Genomic DNA, 4,511 nt, shown 5'->3' with positions numbered 1-4,511 from the left:
GGGAATACTGGAAAGCACCGCCCAGGTCCCGATCCCGACCGCGCCGAAAGGCGCCTGAACCCTCACGCCCAAAGGGGCTTGTCCATAAGAAGTCAGCGTTACGGGACGAGTTTTCTGTATCATAGGCCATGATAGGCATTCTGCTGATTGGCTCACCATGTGCCCCCCTTCCGTCAAAGCATGGGACGCAAAAAAGGCTGCAGAGTTTTCTGTCTCTGCAGTCTTTTCCCTGTCAGTATTTATCGCCGTATAGTTCTTTATTTCTCTGGACGATGGACATGATGCGGCTGGCGGTTTCTTCTATGGCCTTGTTGGATACGTCGATGACCATACAGTGGAGCTGGCGCATGACTTCTTTGGCGTAGGAGAGTTCGTCTTCAATGCGGGCGATGTCGGTGTAGTTGGCGGTGCCGGAGAAGCCCAGGGCCTTCATTCTTTCGCTCCTGATGGTGTTGAGTTTGTAGGGGTCGATGATGAGACCGATGATGCGGTAGGGCGGAATGTGGAAGATTTCTTCCGGCAGCGGCACTTCCGGTACCAGAGGAAGGTTGGCTACTTTGTATTTCTTGTGGGCCATGTACATGGAGAGAGGTGTCTTGGATGTACGGGATACGCCTACAAGGACGACGTCGGCTTTGGCGAATCCTGCGGGGTTCTTGCCGTCGTCGTATTTCACGGCGAATTCGATGGCTTCCACTTTGCGGAAGTATTCTTCGTCCAGTTTGTGGATAATGCCCGGCTTCATTCTGGGCTTGGTGGTGGAAATGGATCCCACCATGTCCATCATGGGGCCCAGGATGTCCACGTAGCGCACGTTTTTGGCTTCTGCGATTTTTTCAAAGGTCTGGCGGAGTTCCGGGCTTACCAGGGTGTGGCAGACCACGGCGCCATGCTGGGCTGCTTCTTCTATGACTTTCTGGATCTGTTCCGCGTGGCGGATGAAGGGCACCCGGATGATGTCGATGTCTTCATCGAACTGGCTGATGGTGGCTTTGGCCACGCTTTCCGCCGTGTCGCCCAGGGAGTCGGAGACCACATAGACTTCCGGTATTTTATTCAAGGGCATAGCCTCCTTTTATGTTTATCGTTTGCCCCGTCCCAGTTCCAGGAAGAGGCGGGTAATATTGGTTTTGGAAATCCGGCCTTTGAGCTGGAATTTCTTTTCTCCGTTCACGTCTTTGAAGGTGCCTACGGGGAGGCAGTCGATTTCATAGTCGATGAGTTTCTGTGCAATGGATACCATGTCTTCATCGGGCTCTGCGTAAATCATTTTGGAGCGGGATGTCATGACCATGGAAATGGGCACTTTGGCCAGGTCTTCCCTGCCCATGGCGGATTTCAAAAGGTCTTTTCTGGATACCACGCCCAGCACGTCGTCTTCTTTCCCTACGAAGAGGGTGCCGATGTCTTCGGTGAAGAGGAGGACGGCTGCGTCATAGGCATTGGAATCGGCGTTCACAAGGACGGGACGGGACATACAGGACTCGGCGGTGCAGGAGCGGATTTCGGCTGCTGCGGGGTCTTCTCCGCCGCCCAGGTAGTAGTAGCCCAGCCGGCGTCTTGCTGCGATCACTTCTCCGGAGAGGAGGACTGCCAGGTCGCCGCGGAGAGCGCTGCGGGTGACATGAAGACGTTCTGCAATCATTTCTCCCGTAATAGGGCCGTTTTCCCGGACGATGCGGGTAATTTCCTTTTGACGGCTGGTGAGCTGCATGTTGTCTCCTTTCTCGTATGGAAAATAACAAACCGGGACTGCCTTCGCAGCCCCGGTTTGGGAAATATTCATCGGTCATTCATGGACCGTGGCTGCCATAGGTATCTTACCAGGTGTAGTCTTCTACTTCCTTGATGCCTCTTCCGGTAGCAGCGTCCAGCATGAGTCTCTGTTCGATGTGGGCTACGTTTCTCTTGGTGGCTTTCACCATATCCGGGTTGACGGATACGTAGTCGATGCCGCTCTTCACCAGGAATTCGGTGAAGTCAGGATATACGGACGGTGCCTGGCCGCAGATAGAAACGGTCTTGCCGTCTTTGTGGGCGGTGGCGATAAGGTGGCGGACAGCTCTCTTGATGGCCAGGTTTCTTTCGTCGAAGAGGGAAGAAACGGTGTCGTTGTTGCGGTCGCAGCCCAGGATGAGCATGGTGAGGTCGTTGGAGCCGATGGAGTAGCCGTCGATGTACTGGTTGAACTGGTCAGCCAGGATGATGTTGGATGGGATTTCAGCCATGAGGAAGAGTTTGAAGTCCGGGCCTCTTTCCAGTCCTTCTTCTTTCATGATGGCGGTGACTTTGGCTGCTTCTGCTACGGTGCGGCAGAACGGAATCATGCAGTTCAGGTTTTTCAGGCCGTATTCTTCACGGACTTTCTTTACAGCTTTCAGTTCGAGGCGGAAAGCGGCAGTGTACTTGGGATCGTAGTAGCGGGAAGCGCCTCTCCAGCCAAGAAGGTCAGCCGGTTCTACCGGTTCGTATTTGTCGCCGCCCTTGAGGTTTCTGTATTCGCCGGATTTGAAATCGGAGAAACGGAGAACTACGGGACGCGGAGCCAGGGCGCGGCATACTTTGGAGATGCCTTCTGCCAGCATATCGATGACTTTTTCCGGTTTACCCTGTTCGATGAGGTACAGCGGATGTTCATGGATGAAGGTGGTCCAGATGAATTCTTCACGCATGAGGCCGATGCCGTCGCAGGGGAGGCTTGCATATTTATCAGCCAGGTCCGGGTCGCCCAGGTTCATCATGACGCCGGTGCCGGTGGGTGCGAAGTATTCGGCTGCCACTACGGTGGTGCCTGCTGCGCCTGCTGCCTGCTTGGGTTCATCCTTCTTTACCAGGTCTTCTACAATGCCTTCATAGACCACGCCGTTCTGGGCATCGATGGTGATGTCCTGGCCGGATTTCAGTACTTTGGTGGCTTCTACGCTGCGGCTCTTGGTGCCAACCACGCAGGGGATGCCCAGTTCGCGGGAAACGATGGATGCGTGGCAGGTCATGCCGCCGGCATCGGTGACAATGGCAACAGCCTTCTTCATGGCCGGTACCCAGTCCGGGGAGGTCATAGTGGTGACGAGAACTTCACCTTCCTGGAATTCGTCAATGTCCTTCGGATCTGTAATTACATGGCATTTGCCTGCTGCCATTCCCGGGCTTGCAGGAAGGCCTTTAACGAGTACCTTGTGATCAGTTGTCATTTTCACTTCTCCATTTCCAGCTTTCTTTTCTTTATTCTTCTTGGACCAAACGGTTTCCGGGCGGGCCTGGAGGATCCAGATGCGGTCCTGATGGTCTACTGCCCATTCCATATCCATGTAGCAGCCATAGTGTTTTTCAATGGCTTTGGCATAGCTTGCCAGTTTCACCACCTGGTCATCGGTGAGAGCCTGGGATTTTGCTCTTTCTTCCGGTACCTTTCTTTCTTCCACATCGCCGCCGGGCTTGCGCACCAGTTCGATGGACTTTTCATTCACAATGCGGGATTTGATGGTCAGATCAGCTTTATTGACGATGAAATTATCCGGTGTAACGGTGCCCTGTACCACGTATTCGCCCAGGCCCCAGGAGCCTTCGATCATGACGCAGGAATCGTCGCCGTTGGCAATGTTCACGGTGAACATAACGCCGGCCACCTTGGAGTCGGCCATCATCTGGACAGCAGCGGAAAGGGCTACATTTTCATGGTCGAAATGTTTCTTGGCACGATAGTATACAGCACGGTCGGTAAAGGTGGATGCGTAGCATTCCTTCACCTTGCGGATAACCATGTCACGGCCGGTGACATTGAGGTAGGTATCCTGCTGGCCTGCAAAGGAAGCATCAGGCAGATCTTCAGCGGTGGCGGAGGAGCGGACTGCCACATAGGGGTTTTCCTCATTCACTTTCTTAGCCAGTTCTTCGTAAGCGTCGCCGATAGCCTTTGCCAGGTCTTCCGGCATTTCAGCGGAAACGATGCTTTCGCGGATCTTGGTGCAGACTTCATGGAGTTCCACAGAGTCTTCCACGTCCTTCAGTTCCTGGAGCAGTTCATGAATCTTTCTGTTCTGTCCGGTGGTTTCCATGAAATAGCGGTATGCATGAGCCGTGGTAGCGTATCCGTAGGGAACGGGCACACCGGTGGAGGTGGTCAGTTCACCCAGGGAAGAAGACTTCCCGCCAACCAGTGCTACATCCTTTCTGTGCAGTTCATCAAACCATAAAACATAAGCATTTTCTCTTGCGTCCATCATAGCCCTCCTTAAGGTATGAAGATAAGAAATATAAAAGCTTGAATTTCTTGTACACTATTTCGTATCAGCAAAATTATAGTATACCTTTATACAACAAAAGTCAAGGTACTTTATGATACAAAGACAGCCTTTTTAGAAAAACAATGATATCCTTATGGGGCCACTGGGTGGCCCGGGTTCAGAGGGTGAAAGTGGGCGCCTGTGGCGCGGTCGGGACCGGGGGGCGGTGCTTTCCAGTATTCCCGAAGGTTGACACGCCCTGATGGGCGTGAGGGTTGAGCCAGCCGC

Annotated in this window: 3 protein-coding genes; all 3 read right to left on the bottom strand. The window is 53.4% G+C overall.

Translation table 11 applies throughout. The annotated features are described in order from the left end of the window. Window positions 1-232: 232 nt before the first annotated feature. The 3 genes from B2Y11_RS01200 to ppsA all read right to left on the bottom strand — a co-directional run bounded on the left by B2Y11_RS01200 (window position 233) and on the right by ppsA (window position 4,223). The gene (locus B2Y11_RS01200; RefSeq protein ID WP_291055085.1) at window positions 233-1,066 is read right to left on the bottom strand and encodes a pyruvate, water dikinase regulatory protein; all 834 of its coding nucleotides are present in this window, start codon (window positions 1,064-1,066) and stop codon (window positions 233-235) included. 15 nt (window positions 1,067-1,081) lie between these two features. After that, window positions 1,082-1,714, bottom strand: coding sequence for a helix-turn-helix transcriptional regulator (locus tag B2Y11_RS01195; RefSeq protein ID WP_291055081.1), 633 nt, complete (start codon window positions 1,712-1,714; stop codon window positions 1,082-1,084). Window positions 1,715-1,820: 106 nt separating this feature from the next. Continuing rightward, window positions 1,821-4,223: a phosphoenolpyruvate synthase gene (gene ppsA / locus B2Y11_RS01190; RefSeq protein ID WP_414630728.1), complete on the bottom strand. Its 2,403-nt coding sequence runs from the start codon at window positions 4,221-4,223 to the stop codon at window positions 1,821-1,823. Window positions 4,224-4,511: the final 288 nt, after the last annotated feature.

The organism is Dialister sp. UBA1703 (genome assembly GCA_002320515.1).
In the GTDB taxonomy this organism is placed as follows: Bacteria; Bacillota; Negativicutes; order Veillonellales; family Dialisteraceae; genus Dialister.
The sequence above is the reverse complement of the archived record's forward strand: the minus strand, read 5'-3'. Positions and strand labels throughout refer to the sequence as shown.